General features: G+C 58.3%; 19 protein-coding genes. 6 read left to right on the top strand and 13 right to left on the bottom strand.

Annotated features, from left to right (window positions below; genetic code table 11):
- Positions 1–28 precede the first annotated feature (28 nt).
- From GS605_RS08175 to GS605_RS08140, 8 genes are all read right to left on the bottom strand, one after another.
- Complete coding sequence (locus GS605_RS08175) at positions 29–2,230, bottom strand: 3-hydroxyacyl-CoA dehydrogenase NAD-binding domain-containing protein (RefSeq protein WP_171723609.1); 2,202 nt, start codon at positions 2,228–2,230, stop codon at positions 29–31.
- Positions 2,223–2,711, bottom strand: a complete 489-nt coding sequence (locus tag GS605_RS08170; RefSeq protein WP_152457419.1) for a cupin domain-containing protein — start codon at positions 2,709–2,711, stop codon at positions 2,223–2,225. Before GS605_RS08170 ends, GS605_RS08175 begins: the two co-directional genes overlap by 8 nt.
- Complete coding sequence (locus tag GS605_RS08165) at positions 2,711–3,922, bottom strand: acetyl-CoA C-acetyltransferase (protein ID WP_171633703.1); 1,212 nt, start codon at positions 3,920–3,922, stop codon at positions 2,711–2,713. Before GS605_RS08165 ends, GS605_RS08170 begins: the two co-directional genes overlap by 1 nt.
- Positions 3,923–3,933: 11 nt before the next feature.
- Complete coding sequence (locus GS605_RS08160; protein ID WP_171723608.1) at positions 3,934–4,572, bottom strand: glutathione S-transferase family protein; 639 nt, start codon at positions 4,570–4,572, stop codon at positions 3,934–3,936.
- A 60-nt stretch (positions 4,573–4,632) separates the two neighbouring features.
- Positions 4,633–4,845 carry a hypothetical protein gene (locus tag GS605_RS08155; protein ID WP_152457422.1) on the bottom strand — a complete coding sequence of 71 codons (213 nt, stop codon included), beginning with the start codon at positions 4,843–4,845 and terminating at the stop codon, positions 4,633–4,635.
- Positions 4,846–4,898: 53 nt separating this feature from the next.
- The gene (locus GS605_RS08150) at positions 4,899–6,680 is read right to left on the bottom strand and encodes an acyl-CoA dehydrogenase C-terminal domain-containing protein (protein ID WP_171723607.1); all 1,782 of its coding nucleotides are present in this window, start codon (positions 6,678–6,680) and stop codon (positions 4,899–4,901) included.
- Between the two features lie 42 nt (positions 6,681–6,722).
- On the bottom strand, positions 6,723–7,124 hold the full coding sequence (locus GS605_RS08145) for a MerR family DNA-binding transcriptional regulator (RefSeq protein WP_152457424.1): 402 nt from the start codon (positions 7,122–7,124) through the stop codon (positions 6,723–6,725).
- A gap of 267 nt (positions 7,125–7,391) precedes the next feature.
- Positions 7,392–7,760 carry a MerR family DNA-binding transcriptional regulator gene (locus GS605_RS08140; RefSeq protein WP_117869541.1) on the bottom strand — a complete coding sequence of 123 codons (369 nt, stop codon included), beginning with the start codon at positions 7,758–7,760 and terminating at the stop codon, positions 7,392–7,394.
- 115 nt (positions 7,761–7,875) lie between these two features.
- Between GS605_RS08140 and GS605_RS08135 the strand changes: the two genes are divergently transcribed.
- From GS605_RS08135 to GS605_RS08125, 3 genes are read left to right on the top strand one after another with little or no spacing between them, the layout of a single operon-like run.
- A complete protein-coding gene (locus tag GS605_RS08135; protein WP_171723606.1) occupies positions 7,876–8,295 on the top strand; it encodes a PaaI family thioesterase in 420 nt (139 codons plus the stop codon).
- A 1-nt stretch (position 8,296) separates the two neighbouring features.
- Positions 8,297–8,815, top strand: coding sequence for a PaaI family thioesterase (locus tag GS605_RS08130; protein ID WP_152457427.1), 519 nt, complete (start codon positions 8,297–8,299; stop codon positions 8,813–8,815).
- 2 nt (positions 8,816–8,817) lie between these two features.
- A complete protein-coding gene (locus GS605_RS08125; RefSeq protein WP_171723605.1) occupies positions 8,818–10,134 on the top strand; it encodes an MATE family efflux transporter in 1,317 nt (438 codons plus the stop codon).
- Here GS605_RS08125 and arsC read toward each other — a convergent pair.
- The 4 genes from arsC to GS605_RS08105 are packed head-to-tail and all read right to left on the bottom strand — an operon-like array spanning position 10,131 to position 12,290.
- Positions 10,131–10,472 carry an arsenate reductase (glutaredoxin) gene (gene arsC, locus GS605_RS08120; RefSeq protein ID WP_171723604.1) on the bottom strand — a complete coding sequence of 114 codons (342 nt, stop codon included), beginning with the start codon at positions 10,470–10,472 and terminating at the stop codon, positions 10,131–10,133. The genes GS605_RS08125 and arsC overlap by 4 nt on opposite strands.
- A complete protein-coding gene (locus GS605_RS08115) occupies positions 10,469–11,527 on the bottom strand; it encodes a quinone-dependent dihydroorotate dehydrogenase (RefSeq protein ID WP_171723603.1) in 1,059 nt (352 codons plus the stop codon). Before GS605_RS08115 ends, arsC begins: the two co-directional genes overlap by 4 nt.
- Entirely contained in the window at positions 11,524–11,955 is a 432-nt protein-coding gene (locus tag GS605_RS08110) for a DUF1330 domain-containing protein (protein WP_171723602.1), read from the bottom strand. Before GS605_RS08110 ends, GS605_RS08115 begins: the two co-directional genes overlap by 4 nt.
- Positions 11,952–12,290 carry a DUF952 domain-containing protein gene (locus tag GS605_RS08105; protein ID WP_152457432.1) on the bottom strand — a complete coding sequence of 113 codons (339 nt, stop codon included), beginning with the start codon at positions 12,288–12,290 and terminating at the stop codon, positions 11,952–11,954. The genes GS605_RS08110 and GS605_RS08105 overlap by 4 nt, the downstream gene beginning before the upstream one ends.
- A gap of 107 nt (positions 12,291–12,397) precedes the next feature.
- On the opposite strand from GS605_RS08105, the gene GS605_RS08100 reads away from it, so the two are divergent.
- Entirely contained in the window at positions 12,398–13,975 is a 1,578-nt protein-coding gene (locus tag GS605_RS08100; RefSeq protein WP_171723601.1) for a bifunctional UDP-sugar hydrolase/5'-nucleotidase, read from the top strand.
- 61 nt (positions 13,976–14,036) lie between these two features.
- Here GS605_RS08100 and GS605_RS08095 read toward each other — a convergent pair whose 3' ends face one another.
- A complete protein-coding gene (locus tag GS605_RS08095) occupies positions 14,037–15,260 on the bottom strand; it encodes a sulfotransferase (RefSeq protein WP_253283245.1) in 1,224 nt (407 codons plus the stop codon).
- Between the two features lie 69 nt (positions 15,261–15,329).
- On the opposite strand from GS605_RS08095, the gene GS605_RS21005 reads away from it, so the two are divergent.
- Both GS605_RS21005 and GS605_RS08090 read left to right on the top strand, forming a co-directional pair.
- The gene (locus tag GS605_RS21005; RefSeq protein WP_253283244.1) at positions 15,330–15,701 is read left to right on the top strand and encodes a hypothetical protein; all 372 of its coding nucleotides are present in this window, start codon (positions 15,330–15,332) and stop codon (positions 15,699–15,701) included.
- A gap of 43 nt (positions 15,702–15,744) precedes the next feature.
- Positions 15,745–16,410: an SOS response-associated peptidase gene (locus tag GS605_RS08090; RefSeq protein WP_171633676.1), complete on the top strand. Its 666-nt coding sequence runs from the start codon at positions 15,745–15,747 to the stop codon at positions 16,408–16,410.
- Positions 16,411–16,442 lie beyond the last annotated feature (32 nt).

Here is a 16,442-nt window from a genome sequence, read left to right as displayed (position 1 = left end):
CGTGATCTCACGCGCCTGCGTCACTGATTCAGGCAGCCTTTGCTTCGGGGTTGAAACGCCCGTAGAAGGTTTGACCCTTTTCTGCCATCTCACGCAGCAGCGGCGGGCAGGCAAAGCGTTCGCCATATTTCTCGGCCAGCTGATCACATCTTTCGGCTGCGTAGGGCGTACCGATTATGTCGAGCCAGCTGAGCGGACCACCGGACCACGGCGCAAAGCCCCAGCCCAGAATGGCGCCCACGTCGCCTTCACGGATGTCTTCCAGAACACCCTCTTCCAGCGCGCGGACAGCTTCCAGAACCTGAGCAAACATCAGACGTTCCTGCACTTCGATCAGGTCAGGCTGGTCATCGGCAAGCGGATACTTGTCTTGCAGGCCCTTCCAGTATTCGACGCGCTTGCCCTTCTCGTCATAGTCGAAGAAACCGGCATTCGCCTTGCGGCCCAGGCGGCCCTGTTCTTCCATCCAGAAGATCAGATCGTCCGAGGGGCTTTCCGGATAGGCATTGCCCATGGCTGCCTTGGTCGCCCGAGCGATCTTGGCCCCCAGATCAATCGAGGTTTCATCGGTCAGTTGGATCGGACCAACCGGAAAGCCCAACTGACGCGCAGCGTTGTCGATCAGCACGGGGCTCACGCCTTCGGTGATCATCCGTGCGCCTTCGTTGATGTACGGAATGATGCAGCGATTGGCGTAGAAGAAGCGCGCATCGTTGACCACGATCGGCGTCTTGCGGATCTGGCGCACGTAGTCTAGCGCCTTGGCAACGGCGCGATCACCGGTTTCCTTGCCCTTTATGATCTCGACCAGCAACATCTTCTCGACCGGTGAGAAGAAGTGGATGCCGATGAATTGGTCGGGACGCACGCTTGCCTTGGCCAGATCGGTGATCGGCAGGGTCGAGGTGTTCGAGGCAAAGATGCAGTCCTCGGGGATGATTGCCTCGACCTTTTTGGTCATCTCGGCCTTTACGCCCATGTCTTCAAACACGGCTTCGATGATCAGGTCACACCCATTCAGATGGTCCAGATCCGGTGTCGACGTGATGCGGGCCAGCATGGCCTCTTTCTTTTCGGCCGTGACCTTGCCGCGCTTGATACCCTTGTCCAGATAGGTTTCGGTGTAAGCTTTGCCTTTGTCGGCCGCCTCTTGATCGCGGTCGACCAGAACGACTTCCATGCCAGCTTGGGCCGAAACCAGCGCGATACCGGCCCCCATCATCCCAGCGCCCAGAACGCCGATCTTCTTAACACGCTGATCGGGCACACCTTTCGGACGGACCGCGCCTTTTTCAAGCGCTTCCTTGTTGAGGAACAGTGACCGGATCATCGCCGACGAGGACGGGTTCATCAGAACGTTGGTGAACCAGCGGGCTTCAATTTTCAAAGCGGTGTCAAAGTCGACCAGCGCGCCTTCATAGATTGCGCTCAGAAGGGCTTTGGCCGCGGGGAAGGCGCCTTGCGTTTTCCCATGAACCATGGCGCTCGCGCCCACGAAAGTCATGAAACCGGCAGGGTGGTAGGGCGCACCACCGGGCATCTTGTAGCCCTTCGCGTCCCAGGGTTTCACCAGGTCGGCGTCCTTGGCATTCAGAACCCATTCCTTGGCCGCAGCGACCGGATCGTCGGCAACTGCGTCGATCAACTGCGCGCCCTTGGCCTTGGCCGGGTCCATCATCTTGCCTTCAAGCAGTGCCGGGGCCGCCGCCATGGCGCCCACCATGCGGCTGTAACGGATGGTGCCGCCGCCGCCGGGGAAGATGCCCAGCAGGATTTCGGGCAGCCCGATCTTGGATTTTGGGTTGCTTGTCATGACGCGGTGATGGCAGGCCAGTGCGATCTCGGTCCCGATCCCGGCGCAGGTTCCGTTGATCGCGCAGGCGATGGGCTTGCCACCTTTCTTGGTCTTGGGGTCCATGCCCGCCAATTCCAGTTTGCGCAGGATGTGATGCCCGCCCATGACGAAATCAAACAACGCCTGCGCAGGTTCGTCCCCCGCTTCCTGACGGATAGTGGCCAATGTGTTCAGGTCCATTCCGCCGGCAAACGAGCCTTCCTTGCCCGAGGTAATGACAACACCTTTGATCTCGTCGTCGCTCAGGGCCTGATCAATCAGTTGGCTGACTTCTTGAAAAGCCTCGCGGGTCAGCACGTTCATGGATTTTCCCTGGGCGTCCCAGGTCACAAAGGCGACGCCGTCCGCGTCTTTGGTCAGAGTGAAATCAGTCATTGTCATCTCCAATCTGGTCAGCCGTCAGCGGGCTGCCGTCTTTCCGGGTGAAAGAGAATCCGTTTTCATCATCCTTCACCATCATGTCTATGTCGCTGTAATAGCCAGTCTCGGTCGGGGTCCGTGTGCCCACCACCAGAAAGGTCGCGGGCGCATCGGTCTTGTTCACAAGGTGGTGGCCATTGGCCTCACCAGCGGGCCAAGCGGCGCAGTCACCGGGCAGCATCTCATGCTCACCATCGTCATCGATCAGCACGCATTTGCCGCTGAGCATGATGGCAAACTCGTCCTGCTCCATATGGTAGTGGCGCAGCGACGAGAGGCCCTGAGGCTCCAGCCGCACGATGTTGACCCCGTATTGGGTCAACCCGCCCGCATCCCCGACGCGCTGCACGAAACGACCAGCGGTCGCCTCGGCCAGCTTGCCCGGATAGGACGAGCCCCCCTTGAACGGGATCTGAGAGAGATCCAGCTTGGGCATCAGACCCGCTCGATAATCGTTGCCGCACCCATGCCGGACGCAATGCAAAGCGTGGCCAGACCGGTTTCCTTGTCCTGACGCTCCAGTTCATCCAGCAAGGTGCCGATGATGATCGCACCGGTTGCGCCCAGCGGGTGACCCATCGCGATTGACCCGCCGTTGACGTTCACCAACGCCGGGTCGACATCAAACGCCTGTTGGAACCGCAGTACGACCGAGGCGAAGGCTTCGTTCACTTCGAACAGGTCCAGATCGCTGATCTTCATGCCGTTGTCGGCCAGAATTTTCTCGGTCACTGGAACTGGGCCGGTCAGCATGATGGTCGGGTCGGTACCGATTTTGGCGGTGGCCTTGATGCGGGCGCGCGGTTTCAGGCCGTATTTCTCGCCGAATTCCTTGTTGCCGATCAGCACGGCCGCAGCCCCATCCACGATGCCCGAGCTGTTGCCCGCATGGTGGATGTGATTGATCCGCTCAAGATGTGGGTATTTCAGCATCGCCACTTTGTCGAAGCCGGGCATCTGCTCGCCCATCATCTGGAAGGACGGGTTCAGCGCGCCAAGGCTTTGCATGTCGGTGCCCGGGCGCATGTATTCGTCGCGGTCCAGAATGGGCAGGCCGTTCTGGTCTTTGACCGTGATGATCGACTTTTCGAACCGGTTGTCGGCCCAAGCTTCGGCCGCGCGCTTTTGCGATTCAACCGCCAGAGCGTCTGCGTCATCGCGGCTGAACCCGTACTCTGTGGCAATGATGTCGGCCGAGATGCCCTGCGGCACAAAGTAGGTCTCCATCGCCAGAGAGGGGTCAACGGCAATCGCCGCCCCGTCGCTGCCCATGGGAACACGGCCCATCATCTCGACGCCACCGGCGATATAAGCGTCGCCCGCGCCGCCCTTGACCTGGTTTGCGGCCAGGTTCACGGCTTCCATCCCGCTCGCGCAGAAGCGGTTGATCGCCAGGCCGGGGATCGACTGGTCCAGATCCGAGGCCAGAACCGCCGAACGTGCCAGACAGCCGCCTTGCTCCATCACTTGCGTGACGTTGCCCCAGATCACGTCCTCGACGGCGTGGCCTTCCAGGTTGTTGCGTTCCTTCATCGCGTTCAGGGTCAGGGCGGACAGGCGTACCGAGGTTACCTCGTGCAGGCTGCCATCCTTGCGGCCCTTGCCGCGCGGGGTGCGCAGGGCGTCATAAATATAAGCTTCGGTCATGGGTCTTCTCCTCAAGCTCGATCCGACGGGTTGCCGGGCATCAGGTCATAGGGGTGTTTCCAGCCGGGCTGTTCGGACAGGCGAGTCAGCCAGGCGTCGATGTTGGGCCAGTCGGCACGGTCAAAGCCGAATGGTTCGGGGTAATACAGATAGCCGCAGCAGCTGAGATCGGCGTTGGTCACGCCGTCGCCGACGATCCAGTCACGGCCTTCCAGATGCGCGTTCAGCACCTGATAAGCGGCCTTCAGGCGGCCCTGGTTGAAGGCGATCACATCCGGGTTGCGATGCTGTTCGGGCAGAAAGTTGATCAGGAACCGGGTCAGGCCCGCCATCGAGCTAAGCTTGTGATTGTCCCACAGCACCCAGCGCAGGATGTCATAGTTCTCTTCCCGGTTTTTGCCTCCGAACTTGCCTGATTTTTCAGTCACATAGGCCTGAATGGCACCGGATTGGGAGGTTTGGAAATCGTCATCGACCATGAAGGGCGCTTCGCCCATCACGTTGATTTCCGAACGGAACTCGGGGCTTCGGGTGACGCCGTTGAAGAAATCGACAAAGACCGGTTCCCAATCGAGGCCAGACATTTCCAGCGCCAGAGCGGCCTTGTAGGAATTGCCGCTTTCTCCGAAGCAGTGCAGTTTTATGGTCATGCAATCGCCCCTCCCGTGGCGTTTAGTGCATCTTTCATCCTAGCTTGGCGGTTCTGGTGCCTAGCGCTTGCGCGCCTCCAACTCGGAATTGAAAAGACGCAATCGATGGGTAAGGTTGTCTTCATCAATGACGCTGTTGAAATTTTCGAACAGAAAAGACAGCGCTTCGCCTTCATCTAATCCTGCCTCACGGGCAAAAGCCCTGAGCTTTCGATAGCCGTCCTCGGTCATGGCGACCGGGAATCGGCGGGTCAGGCGAAATCGTTTTGGCATTGTATCTCCTCCGAAAACCGGCTCCGGGGCGGGGCCCCGGAACCGGAGAAAGATCAGAAGTTCGCAGCCTCCAGCGCCATGACCGTATCTGCGCCAGTTTGAATGCGCGACAGATGCAACGCCGTGGCGGGCAGACGGCGGGCCATGTAGAAGCGGCCGGTGTCGATCTTGGTCTCGTAGAACTCTTTGTCCGACGTGCCACTGTCCAGCGCTTCTTGTGCGGCCTTGGCCATACGGGCCCACATCAGGCCCAGGCAGACATGACCGAACATGTGCATGAAGTCATAGGAACCGGACAGCGCGTTGTTCGGATTTTTCATGCCTTCCTGCATGAAATACATACCAGCCGCCTGCAGATCCTTGGACGCAGCCTTCAGCGGTTCGATGAAGGCTTTGTCATAAGCCTCGTTCTGGCCTGAGTTTTCCTTGCAGAAGGTTTTGACCATGTCGAAGAAGGCCATGACGTGCTTACCGCCATCCTGCGCCAGTTTGCGGCCAACAAGGTCCAACGCCTGTACGCCGTTGGCGCCTTCATAGATCATGGCGATCCGGGCATCGCGGGTGTATTGCGACATGCCCCATTCTTCGATGTAACCATGGCCCCCATAGACCTGCTGCGCCTGAACGGTCATGTCGTAGCCTTCGTCGGTTAGGAAGCCTTTGATGACCGGGGTCAGCAGCGAGATGAGCCCGTCCGCATCCTTGTCTCCTGCGCGGTGCGCCTTGTCGATCATGGTCGCGCCCCAAAGGATGAACGCGCGCGCGCCTTCGGTAAAGCTTTTCTGATCCATCAGGTTGCGACGGATATCAGGATGCACGATCAGAGGATCGGCCGGACCATCCGGATTTTTGACACCGGTCACATCGCGCCCCTGCAAACGATCCTTGGCATATTCCAGAGCGTTCTGGTACGCCGCTTCGGCCTGCGACAGGCCCTGCATACCCACACCCAGACGCGCTTCGTTCATCATGGTGAACATGGCGCGCATGCCCTTGTGCTCTTCGCCCAGCAGCCAGCCGGTGGCTTCGTCATAGTTCATGACGCAGGTCGAGTTGCCGTGGATGCCCATTTTCTCTTCGATCTTGCCGACCGAGACGCCGTTGCGTTCGCCCAAAGAGCCGTCTTCGTTGACGATGAACTTGGGGACGATGAACAGCGATACGCCTTTGATACCCTCGGGGCCGCCGGGGATTTTTGCCAACACCAGATGGATGATGTTGTCGGCCATGTCGTGATCGCCAGCCGAGATAAAGATCTTCTGGCCCGAGATTTTGTAGCTGCCGTCGCCCTGCGGTTCCGCTTTGGTGCGCATCAGGCCCAGATCGGTGCCGCAATGCGGTTCAGTCAGGTTCATGGTACCGGTCCATTCACAGCTGACCATTTTGGGCAGGTACTTGTTCTTCTGCTCGTCCGTTCCGTGCGCCAGAATCGCCGAGGCCGCGCCGTGCGTCAGGCCCTGGTACATGGTGAAGGCCTGGTTAGAGCCCGAGAACATCTCACCCACAGCAGTGCCCAGCACATAGGGCATGTTTTGGCCGCCATACTCTTCCGGCATGTCGAGGCCAGTCCAGCCGCCTTCCTTCATCTGCTCGAAGGCTTCCTTGAACCCGGTCGGGGTGTACACAATACCGTTTTCCAACCGGCACCCTTCGGTGTCGCCAACCACGTTCAGCGGATGCAGAACATTGGTGGCAACTTTGCCAGCTTCTTCCAGAACCGCGCCGGTAAACTCGGCTTCCAGTTCGTTATAGCCGGGTATGTCCGACTGCGAGACATTCAGTACGTCGTGCAGGATGAACTGCATGTCTTTGGTTGGCGCGTTGTAAACGGGCATGTGAAGCTCCCTTAATTCATATGTCCGGATGACAGGTCGAGGTTACTCGGCTGCCTTCTTTTCCTGTTTCATCGAGGCGATGACTTTCTCGCCCCAGCGCAACTGCTCTTTCAGATCGTCGATGGCCTGCGTCAGCTCTTCGCGGCGCGCTTCCATGTCCTCCAGACGCTCGCACGCGATTTCATAGGTGCGGGTCATCTGTGTGACCTGCTGGTCGCCGACATGGTACAAATCCAGCAATTGCCGAATTTCTTCCAGGCTGAACCCAAATCGTTTGCCGCGCAGGATCAGTTTGAGCCGCGCCCGATCACGCTTGGTGAACAGACGTTTCTGGCCTTCACGGATCGGGAACAGAAGTTCCTTGGCCTCATAGAACCGCAAGGTGCGTGGCGTGACATCATAGGTCTCGCACATCTCACGGATGGTCATCACATCTTCGGTCATTCGTCATACTCTCGTCACTGGCGTCATGAGATATGAGTTGCGCAGTTGGTACGCGCTTTACAACACGAGAGTGACGTTTACGTAATCCAGACGCTGCGTCATTTTAAAGTTGACGTAACATCCGGTCACGTAAGCACGGTCTGACGCAATTTTCTTTCCGTAGCGTCATGCGGAATTTCCCGCCAAAGCTGTCGCAATTGCGGAAACACCGCGCATCTGTTTGCGCAGATTCAGGGTGATCAATTCGAATTTTCGGATTGGGGGCGGCTATCCCAAGGACTTGGCCGTCTGGTCGCGCAGACGCTTGAGCTCGTCCATGGCTTCGTCCAGTTGCTGGCGCTGCTGCTGAAGCTCGCTCATCTGGCGATCCGCCATCTCGACGAAGGTGGCCATTTGCGCCTCATTGCCCTGATCTTCGTAGATCAAAAGCCATTGGCGGATCTCTTCCAGGGGGAATCCGAACTTGCGGCCGCGCATGATCAGCTTCATCCGCGCGCATTCGCGCGGGCCGTAAAACCGAGACCGACCTTCACGGTCCGGTTGCAAAAGCTCGATGTATTCGTAATAGCGCAGAGTGCGCGGGGTCACGTCGAACTCGGCGCACATCTCTTTGAATGACAAACGGTTGTTGGACATTCCCGATCTCCTTGTCAGCAACCTAGGCGGTCCCGATCCCAAGCGCAACAGGTGGGCTTGCCCTTTGCGGAAACAGCGGCTCATAAAGGACGGGCAGAGAACAGGACGCAAACCTATGGTCGACAAGACAGTTTTAGCCCGCCAGTTTATCGAGGCGATCCCCCATGCGCGGGCATTGAACCTCAAGCTCACGCAGATCGGCGAGGGCGAGGCAGAGATCACGTTGCCCTACAATGAGGATCTGATCGGTGATCCGCGCACTGGGGTAATTCACGGTGGGGCGATTTCCACAATTCTGGACACGTGCTGCGGTGCTGCCGTGATGAGCCACCCGTCGGCCCCCGGCGGGACAGCCACGATTGATCTGCGCATTGACTACATGCGCGCGGCGACACCGGGTCAGACGGTTACAGCGCACGCCGTCTGCTATCACATCACGCGGAACGTGGCGTTTGTACGAGCGACGGCTATGGACCAGGACAAAGACCTGCCGGTGGCCACGGCCTCGGGGTCCTTTACGGTTGAGGGGAAATAACATGGCAAGACCTCGTCCCGAACCAATGCAGGTGGTCAAGCAGCGACGCGATGCAGCGTTGCGAGCGCTGGTTGACGGCGTCCCGTATATCCGCTTTCTCAATATCAGCTTCGACCGGCGCGGGGACGAACTGACCGGTGTTCTGAACTTCGACGACAAGTTGATCGGCAACCCGTTTCTGCCTGCGATTCACGGCGGTGTAACCGCGGCATTCCTCGAAGTGACCGCTGTCATCACCCTCAGTTGGGAACATATGTTCCCACGTATCGAAAGTGGCGAGATCGACGGAGAGGCGATTGTGACCGACCCGAATATCCGCTTTCCCAAGACCATCGACTTTACCGTCGACTATCTGCGCTCGGGCCTTCCACGGGACGCATATGCACGGGCCTTCATCAGCAGATCCGGGCGGCGGTATGCCTCGGTCCGGGTCGAAGCCTGGCAGGATAACCATGCGAAACTGTTTGCGCAGGCTTCCGGACATTTCCTGATGCCGCAACCTCCCAGAGATAAGAGCTGACCGTGCAGGACACCTCGGCGCCCATCACGCACAGGCGGGTGCTGAAGATCGCGGTGCCCATAGTTCTGTCGAATGCCACCGTGCCGATACTGGGTGCGGTGGATACGGGCGTTGTCGGTCAGATGGGCGAGGCGGCCCCGATCGGGGCGGTCGGCATCGGGGCTGTGATCCTGTCCACAGTCTATTGGATCTTCGGTTTCCTGCGGATGGGCACGACCGGGATGGCGGCGCAGGCACGCGGGGCAGGCGATACCGTCGAAACCCGGGCGCTGCTGATGCGCGGCCTGATCCTGGGAGGCGCGGCAGGGCTGTTCTTTATCCTTGCGCAGGTGGCCGTGTTTGCGGGTGCGTTCGCGCTTTCCCCGGCAAGCCCCGAAGTTGAAGCTCTGACCCGATCCTATCTGGAAATCCGCATCTGGGGGGCGCCCGCCACCATCGCGTTATATGCCGTTACCGGCTGGCTGATCGCCGTCGAACGTACGCGCGGCGTGTTCATCCTTCAGGTCTGGATGAACGGGTTGAATATCGGTCTAGACCTGTGGTTCGTTTTGGGCCTTGGCTGGGGGGTCGAGGGGGTTGCCATTGCCACCCTGATTGCAGAATGGACCGGATTGGCTTTGGGGTTGTGGCTTTGCCGGGATGGGTTCGCAGATGGAATCTGGCGCGATTGGGCTCGGGTTTTCGATGCCGCCCGGCTGCGGCGTATGTTGCAGGTCAACGGTGATATCATGCTGCGATCGGTTCTGTTGACCGGATCGTTCACGACATTCCTTTTTGTTGGCTCGGATCTGGGTGACGTGAATCTGGCGGCCAATCAAGTTTTGCTGCAATTTCTTGAAATCACCGCCTTTGCGCTTGATGGGTTTGCCTTTTCCGCCGAAGCGCTGGTCGGAGGCGCAGTCGGTGCCAGAGACAGGTATCAGGTGCGTCGCGCCTCTGTCATGGCCTCGCAATGGGGTGTCGGGGGGGCGCTGTTGCTGGCGGCGGTTTTCTTCGTTGCCGGACCGGCACTGATCGACCTGATGTCAACTTCACCACAGGTGCGTGAAGCCGGGCGCGAATACCTGTTCTGGGCCGCGATCGCCCCGGTGATCGGGGTGGCAAGCTGGATGTTCGATGGTATCTACATCGGCGCCACCTGGACCCGCGCCATGCGAAACGCGATGATTCAGTCGGTGGCGATCTATGTGGTCGCTTTGTTCATGCTGGTGCCTGTCTTCGGCAACCACGGCCTGTGGGCTGCGCTGATGGTTCTCAATATCGCGCGTGGTGTGACGATGGGCTGGCGCTATCCCAAGCTTGAGGCCCAGGTGGCCTAGAGCAACGTCAACAGGTTTTCCGGCGGACGCCCGATGGCGGCTTTGTCTCCGGCAATTGCAAGAGGGCGCTCGATCAGGATCGGGTCTTCGGCCATGGCACGGATCAGATCTTCGTCGGGCGAGGTTTTGGCCAGCCCCAGTTCCTTGAACCGTTTTTCTCCTGTGCGCATCATTTCGATGGGCGACAGCCCAAGGGCGGATTGCGCAGCGCGCAACTCGTCGATTGACGGCGCGTCTTCCAGGTACTTTCGAACGCAGACCTGTGCACCGTTTTCTTCCAAAAGCGCCAGACCGACGCGGGATTTGGAACAGCGGGGGTTGTGCCAGTATTCGATCACAGCCAATCCTCTCGTTTGCTGCCGACGGCTTGCGATACAGTGTCAAAACCGTCACGCGCCAGCAAGTCATCCAGCCCTTTGGCGATGTCGGCCGCCAGGGAAATGCCGCCATACACCATTGCGGTATAGAACTGCACGGCCGATGCCCCGGCACAGATCTTGGCATAGGCTTGCTCGGCAGTGCCGATGCCGCCCACGCCGATCAGGGGGATATCCCCGTCCGTCAGTTTGCTCAGCCGAGCCAGTACGCGGGTCGACTTTTCAAACAGCGGGGCGCCCGACAAACCACCACTTTCGTTTTTCTGCGCGCTGCGCAACCCGTCGCGGGACAAGGTGGTATTGGTGGCGATCACAGCGTCCACCCCGGTTTCGCGTGCGACCTCGGCGATGTCCTGCAATTCCGCCTCGGTGAGATCCGGAGCGATTTTCAGGAAGATCGGCAGCGGGCGCGGCAGCGCGTCACGTGTCTCGATCACACCGCTCAACAACGCGGTGAGAGCGGCTTTGCCCTGCAAATCCCGCAGCTTCTCCGTATTCGGGGATGACACGTTGACGGTTGCAAAATCCAGGTGTTCGGCACAATGGGCCAGCACTTTGACAAAATCTCCGGCACGGTCTTCGCTGTCCTTGTTGGCCCCCAGATTCAGGCCGATGACCGCGTCTTTGGGGCGGTCTGCCAGCCGTTTGGCCATCACCTCCATGCCTTCATTGTTGAAGCCAAAGCGGTTGATGGCTGCCTTGTCCTCGGTCAGGCGAAACAGGCGGGGTTTGGGGTTTCCCGGTTGCGGGCGCGGCGTGACCGCCCCGACCTCGACAAAACCGAACCCGGCGCGGGACAGCGGGGCCAAAACCTCACCATTCTTGTCGAACCCGGCGGCCAGCCCAACCGGGTTCGGCAAGGTCAGCCCGGCAACGACCGTTTTCAGGCGCGGCGTCGTTACCGGCCCGGGTGCAGGAGCAAGCCCTGACTTCAACGCCCTGATCGACATCCCGTGGGCGGTCTCGGGGTCCATGCGGTGCAGGGCGGCAAGGCCCAGTTTTTCTATCAGTTTCATCCGAATGTCGCCTTGGCTTCACCAGAACCGCATCGGATCAGGCGCGACGTTTCCACCGCCGCCTGACGGTGGATCACCGCCGCCTGATAGGCCGGGTCGGTGACCATTTCCAAAAATGCATGTGCCGTTGGATAGCGGGCAATGAAAACGGCATCCCACACCTCGTCCGCCGGGCCAATCAGGGTTGCTTCAAACACCCCACGCCAGAGGATGCGCGCCCCGATACGTTCAATGATCGCAGCGGTTTCAGCCCCGTAGTTCTGATAGGCTTGCGCTCCGGTCAGGTCTGCATCCGCCAGTTCATGCGCGGGTGGGTACTGCGCCTTGGCCCGAAAGTTCACCAGGTTGAGCATTTCGATCGGCTTGTCCCGATCCAATGCCTTGAAGGCCTCGAACTGGTCGCGGTCCGGGTCAATATAGGATGTCATGACATATCCTTTGGGAACTGGTGCGCGGTGCCGTCAAACGGCAGAGGGCGTGACCAGACAACATCGCTCATCCGGATTTGGCGATAGAGATGCGGGAACAGGGCACCGCCGCGCGAGACCTCCCATTTCAGGTCGTCGCCCATCGCATCTGCGTCACAGGCCAGCAAAACCAGACCATCAACACCGGCAAAATGTTTGGCTGCTGTTTCAGCGGCTTGTTCAGCGGTGGAAAAGTGGACAAACCCGTCAGCGACGTCGATCGGAGCACCGTTCGAGGCACCTTGGTCCTGCAAGGTGGCCCACTCTTCGGCTCGGAAAATCTTGTAAATCAGCATACGGACCTGATGCCCCGCGCGGAAGATGGAATCAAGTCGGATTTCTTCTTTGACTCTCTGCCGTCATGCGCGCACGATCACCACAAATAATAACTGGGAGTACCATAATGCAGACCCGAATTTTGACTTCAGTCGCGGTTCTGAGCCTGACCGCCGGAGTTGCGGCAGCCGACTACAAGTTGACAATTTTGCACACCAACGATTTTCATGCTCGTTTCGAGCCGATCAACAAATACGACAGCGGATGCGATGCGGAAGACAATGCCGAAGGGAAGTGCTTTGGTGGATCGGCGCGCCTGGTCACAGCCGTGAAAGACGCACGTGAACGTGCCGACAATTCGATTTTGGTGGATGGCGGCGATCAGTTTCAGGGGTCCCTTTTCTACACGTACTACAAGGGCAAGGTCGCTGCCGAGTTCATGAACAAGCTGGGCTATGATGCCATGACCGTGGGCAATCACGAGTTTGACGACGGCCCGGAAGTGTTGCGTGGCTTTATCGACGCGGTTGATTTCCCGGTCCTGATGTCCAATGCCGATATTCGCGACGAAGAACTTCTGACTGACCACATCAAGAAATCCACCGTGATCGAGGTGGGGGGCGAAAAGATTGGCCTGATCGGGCTGACGCCGATCGATACGCATGAACTTGCGTCGCCCGGTCCCAACGTGACCTTTTCAGACCCGGTGCCCGCGGTTCAGGCCGAGGTCGACAAGCTGACGGGCGAAGGCGTCAACAAGATCATCGTACTCAGCCATTCGGGCTATGGCGTCGATCAGCGTGTCGCGGCTGAGACAAGCGGCGTCGACGTGATCGTTGGCGGCCATTCGAACACCTATCTTTCGAATGCATCGGACAAGGCCGTGGGCCCTTATCCGACGGTGGTCAACGGTGTGCAGATCGTTCAAGCCTATGCCTACGGCAAGTTTCTGGGCGAACTGAACGTCACGTTTGATGATGACGGCAATGTGGTCGAAGCGGTTGGTGAACCCTTGATCATGGACAACACCGTGACCGAGGATCAGGCCGCATTGGATCGGATCGCGGAACTTGCTCAGCCTCTGGATGAAATCCGAAACAAGGTTGTCGCCAGCGCGGCCGAGGCCATCGAGGGGGATCGCTCTGTATGTCGCGTACAGGAATGCCAGATGGGCAATCTTGTTGCCGATGCGATGCTGGCGCGGGTTGCCGATCAGGGCGTTCAGATTGCCATCGCGAACTCGGGTGGTTTGCGGGCGTCTATCGACCCCGGAGACGTGACCATGGGCGAAGTGCTGACCGTGCTGCCGTTCCAGAACACGCTGTCCACTTTTGAGATCACCGGGCAGACCGTTATTGACGCGCTGGAAAACGGCGTAAGCCAGGTGGAAGAGGTCAAGGGCCGGTTCCCGCAAGTGGCAGGCCTGCGCTTTACCTGGGATCCCAGCGTAGCGCCGAACGAAGGGCGTATCATTGATGTGATGGTCGCCGAGGGTGATGGGTTCGTTCCGATCGACCCGAACAAAACTTACCTGGCCGTAACCAACAACTACGTCCGCAATGGCGGCGATGGGTATTCAATGTTCGAAGGCGATAACAAGAACGCCTATGACTTCGGTCCGGATCTTGCGGATGTAACCGCGGAATATCTGGCTGAAAACGCGCCGTACCAGCCTTATGTCGACGGACGCATCCAGCAGAAGTGACTTTGTTTTTGAAAAGAACAAAAGCCGCGTCATCATGATGCGGCTTTTCTGCTTTTGCGGATCAACTGAAATCGTATTCCGGCCAAAGTTCCGGGTCAAAGCCATCCAGCATCGGTTTGATCTGATCCGCGACCTCGCGCCAGCGTCCGATTGACTTGGTCGAGATCTTGTTGCGCACCTGATCCACGCTGGCCGTTCGCACCTGTCTGGTGTTCTTTTCGGGATGTACCATGGATTGGCACCACTCAATACCGCAAAACTCGGCAACGCGCTGGCTGTGGGTCAGGGGGTCCGCCACCAGTTCTTCATAGGGCATTGTCAGAATGCGGTTTCCGAACAGCTTATCCCAATGAGACATGTAACGGCGATACAGATTTGCGGTATGCGCGATCGCTTCAAGGTTGGATGTGTCGTTCATGCCATCTGCTAGGAACCGCTGGATCCATTTTGACAAACCGACATCGCGTGGATCCCGCAACATGTTGATGATCCGGGCATTCGGGAAGGCTGCAAGAATGAAGCCGACATTTTGATAGTTGTGCGGCATCTTGTCGACAAAGGCGATTGAATCCGCCGGAATCCCAGGCATCTGGTCCAGGTAGCTTTGGGCAATCGCCTTCGCGGCTTCTGAATCGAGCGACGTGCCAGACGAATAAAACTTGGCGGAAAGGTCGGTCATCAGCATTAGCTCGCCGCAACCGGCGATACCGGGCGCAGAGCTCAGCATCATCTCCATCAAAGTGGTTCCGGATCGCGGCTGACCGATAACAAAAATTGGTACCGGCATACTGTTTTGCTCTGCACTGACCCCAGGCGACCCTTCAGGGAACAGGTTCAGAATATCGGATATTTTGTTCTCTTCGATTTCGGGGTCGTAGGGCAGAATACTCTGTTGGATTGCGTTTGCCTTTGCAAATTGCGGCAAAGCCTTGGCCAAGCCTTCGCTTTTTTCGATCAGATGTGCTTTGGCAAACTCGAGCTCTTGCAATGGTTGATCTGTCTGAGCGATGGCTTCGTTCAACGCAGGGATCATCTGCGGCACGTTTTCCGATGCGGTCAATATTGCGGATTGCAACAGGGCATTCGGGTTGTGGGGATCGGTTTCCAGTATGTTTTGCAGAACTTTGATCGCTTGGGCTCTGTCACCGGCCTGATGCAGATTGATGGCCGTTTGCAATGCAATCGTTGTGTTCTTTGGTGCCAACTCGTACGCGCGTTGGATATCCCGCGTGCTTTCCTCGACAAAACCGATGCTTTGGAAGGCGCGGGCACGCTTTGAAAGCAACTCCGCGTTGTCCGGATCTGACGCCAGTTTGTGTGTTGTGAACTGGATGATGGATCGCCAGTTTTCCCCTTGGCGCTGAATTTCGTCGATGACTCTGGTGAGTTCCCGATTGTTTGGAAATCGTTCAATCTTTTTCTCTGCGTAGGTCAATGCCTGCACAATTTGCCCTGTTTGCATCAAGGCGTTAGCCAGATTCTCGGCAAATTGTGGATCATCGGGCTTCATCCGCGAGGCTTCAATGAAATGCGGAATGGATTTCCTGTACTGCTTCATTTCGGTCAAAACGAAACCGGCGATGGCTTGGTAGTCAGCGTCCTTTGGGAATTTCTTGATACCCAGCTGGGCCTATTTCAGCGCCTGTGGCAGCTTGCCCGCATCCAAAAGGGCCATTGCTTTGCTCTTGAGGGATTGCGTTATTTGGTTATCCATATGACCCCGTAAGATCCTGTGCCAGTATCAAGATTGTATCGTCGGTTGATTACCCATGTGCGGACGGTTTGCAATAACTCTTCCCAATGACGCGATGGCGCAGCTGTTTTCCGCGCGCCCGGCGAACGCGTTGCCAACCGTGCCGAACTTCAATGTTTGTCCGACAAATCAGGTGCATGTGGTTCGGGGTGGTGACTCAGGTCGGCGTCTGGATGCGCTGCGCTGGGGGTTTTTGCCGCATTGGTACAAGACGGAAACCGCCGGGCCTTTGCTGATCAACGCCCGTGCCGAGACTTTGGCGGAAAAGCCTGCCTTTCGTGATGCCTGCCGGTCGCGTCGCTGTCTGATTGTCGCAACAGGGTTCTACGAATGGACCAAGACGGACGAGGGAAAGCGCTTGCCCTGGTACATCCATCGCAGGGACGGCGCCCCCATTGCCTTTGCGGGGATCTGGCAGGACTGGGGGGTGGATGAAAACCGTCAGAGCACCTGTGCCATCGTGACGACGGCGGCCAACGAAAACCTTGGCACCATCCATCACCGGATGCCCCTGATCCTCGAACCCGAGCATTGGTCATTGTGGTTGGGAGAAGCGGGAAAGGGCGCTGCTCGTCTGATGCAGCCGGGGGCAGAGGATGTGCTGACGTTTCATCGCGTTGATCCGGTCGTGAACTCGAACCGGGCCAGCGGACCTGATCTGATCAAGCCTTTGCACGAGTGAGGGCGTGCGGCCTTTTCTTTGCAAACGCGGCA

Source organism: Ruegeria sp. HKCCD7559, from assembly GCF_013110575.1.
Classification (GTDB): Bacteria; Pseudomonadota; Alphaproteobacteria; order Rhodobacterales; family Rhodobacteraceae; genus Ruegeria.
This window is presented reverse-complemented; position numbering and strand designations above follow the sequence as displayed.

Coding starts and splice junctions, on each gene's coding strand:
- GS605_RS08115 (WP_171723603.1), bottom strand. CDS start 11,527: ATGAAACTGATAGAAAAACTGGGCCTTGCCGCCCTGCACCGCATGGAC.
- GS605_RS08175 (WP_171723609.1), bottom strand. CDS start 2,230: ATGACTGATTTCACTCTGACCAAAGACGCGGACGGCGTCGCCTTTGTG.
- GS605_RS08145 (WP_152457424.1), bottom strand. CDS start 7,124: ATGACCGAAGATGTGATGACCATCCGTGAGATGTGCGAGACCTATGAT.
- GS605_RS08090 (WP_171633676.1), top strand. CDS start 15,745: ATGTGCGGACGGTTTGCAATAACTCTTCCCAATGACGCGATGGCGCAG.
- GS605_RS08155 (WP_152457422.1), bottom strand. CDS start 4,845: ATGCCAAAACGATTTCGCCTGACCCGCCGATTCCCGGTCGCCATGACC.
- GS605_RS08110 (WP_171723602.1), bottom strand. CDS start 11,955: ATGACATCCTATATTGACCCGGACCGCGACCAGTTCGAGGCCTTCAAG.
- GS605_RS08135 (WP_171723606.1), top strand. CDS start 7,876: ATGGTCGACAAGACAGTTTTAGCCCGCCAGTTTATCGAGGCGATCCCC.
- GS605_RS08170 (WP_152457419.1), bottom strand. CDS start 2,711: ATGCCCAAGCTGGATCTCTCTCAGATCCCGTTCAAGGGGGGCTCGTCC.
- GS605_RS08150 (WP_171723607.1), bottom strand. CDS start 6,680: ATGCCCGTTTACAACGCGCCAACCAAAGACATGCAGTTCATCCTGCAC.
- GS605_RS08105 (WP_152457432.1), bottom strand. CDS start 12,290: ATGCTGATTTACAAGATTTTCCGAGCCGAAGAGTGGGCCACCTTGCAG.
- GS605_RS08160 (WP_171723608.1), bottom strand. CDS start 4,572: ATGACCATAAAACTGCACTGCTTCGGAGAAAGCGGCAATTCCTACAAG.
- GS605_RS08140 (WP_117869541.1), bottom strand. CDS start 7,760: ATGTCCAACAACCGTTTGTCATTCAAAGAGATGTGCGCCGAGTTCGAC.
- GS605_RS08165 (WP_171633703.1), bottom strand. CDS start 3,922: ATGACCGAAGCTTATATTTATGACGCCCTGCGCACCCCGCGCGGCAAG.
- GS605_RS08130 (WP_152457427.1), top strand. CDS start 8,297: ATGGCAAGACCTCGTCCCGAACCAATGCAGGTGGTCAAGCAGCGACGC.
- GS605_RS08100 (WP_171723601.1), top strand. CDS start 12,398: ATGCAGACCCGAATTTTGACTTCAGTCGCGGTTCTGAGCCTGACCGCC.